Source organism: Moorena sp. SIO2C4 (genome assembly GCF_010672485.1).
Lineage (GTDB): Bacteria > Cyanobacteriota > Cyanobacteriia > Cyanobacteriales > Coleofasciculaceae > Moorena > Moorena producens.
Window position 1 is genome coordinate 1 of record NZ_JAAHGN010001522.1, and the last position, 1210, is coordinate 1210.

Below are 1210 nucleotides of genomic sequence, written 5' to 3' on the forward strand. Positions count from 1 at the left end.
TCTTTGGCCTAATCGCTGATCTTGTAGGGTGTGCCCTTCGACAGGGTAACCCACCAAACCAAACACTATGCGATCGCATACCCAGTATGTTCACGAATCTCGGGGGGATGAAAAGCCAGAACAATCCTATCCTTCGGTACTCCTGTGGCAACCAATTCATCCGTGATCCCATCTTCAATTGACATCTTTAGCTTACCGGGAATATTCAGCTTAGTAACCCAAGTCTTGGGCTTGATATTTGCCTACATTCGTGGTAATGCAGCCAAACTCTTTGGGAAGTAGTAGCTGGCATGGAGAAAGCCGTCGAAATATTCCAGGTATTACGCGATCGCGGAGCCATGGGACTGTGGGAACATGTTAAGGAACAGTTCAACGACCTGAAACAAACAGTCATCGAACAAATCAATAACATGGTAGTTACCCAGGTGATCACCGCCGGGGTGAAGTGGATTCTGAGCTTGTTAAATCCAGCATCAGCATTTGTCAAAGCCGCCATGGCAATTTATGACATCATCATGTTCTTTGTTAATCGCGGTAGTCAGGTGCTGGAATTGGTAAATGCAGTTGTGGATGCCGTGAGTGCGAACGCGCCCCGCGTGACCTACGGTCAATCGCGTAGCGTAGCCCTTTGGGCTAATCGCATCCGGTGCAGTTGGTGGTGCTGCGAAGTTGGTAGAGAATGCTTTAGCGAAAGCTGTACCAGTGGTGATTGGGTTCTTGGCTTCGCTGTTGGGTATTGGTGGTTTGGCGAAGAAGGTTGAGAAAATTATTGGTAAGATTCGCCAGCGGATTGATCAGGCGATTGATAAGGTGTTGTTGAAAGCGAAGGGGTTATTTAAGGGCAAAAACGGTAAGGGGAGTAAGAATCAGCAAAGTAAAGAAAAAGTAGTTGAAGGCGGACTTAGAGACTTACATGTTGAAGAGAATAAATATTTAAAGGACAATAAAATAACTAAAGCTGTAAGCATTCAGCCGTCAGCGGTCAGCCGTGAGCTAAAAGCTCACGCTACTTGAGGTGCTTTCCGTAACATAGATTAAACGAATACTTACCTGTTTTCTTGATCCCAAGCGCGAGTGGGGGAAACCACGGCAGACCGCGAGTGGGGAGGGGCTGTGTGCGGAACCTGCGTCCGCACCGCTGTTTGCCCCGTGGGAACCCCCGCAGGTCGGCACTGCCTCCCCTGTTCCGAAGCTGCATCGCTTATTCAAA

Annotated in this window: 2 protein-coding genes and 1 pseudogene; 2 read left to right on the forward strand and 1 reads right to left on the reverse strand. The window is 48.5% G+C overall.

All coding sequences use genetic code 11. The annotated features are described in order from the left end of the window. Positions 1-65 precede the first annotated feature (65 nt). Positions 66-179 (reverse strand): annotated as a pseudogene (locus F6K20_RS39175) (element excision factor XisI family protein); the annotation flags it as partial. Positions 180-290: 111 nt separating this feature from the next. On the opposite strand from F6K20_RS39175, the gene F6K20_RS39180 reads away from it, so the two are divergent. After that, a complete protein-coding gene (locus F6K20_RS39180) occupies positions 291-761 on the forward strand; it encodes a hypothetical protein (RefSeq protein WP_008178120.1) in 471 nt (156 codons plus the stop codon). Then, complete coding sequence (locus tag F6K20_RS39185) at positions 745-1014, forward strand: hypothetical protein (RefSeq protein WP_287257074.1); 270 nt, start codon at positions 745-747, stop codon at positions 1012-1014. The genes F6K20_RS39180 and F6K20_RS39185 overlap by 17 nt, the downstream gene beginning before the upstream one ends. Positions 1015-1210: the final 196 nt, after the last annotated feature.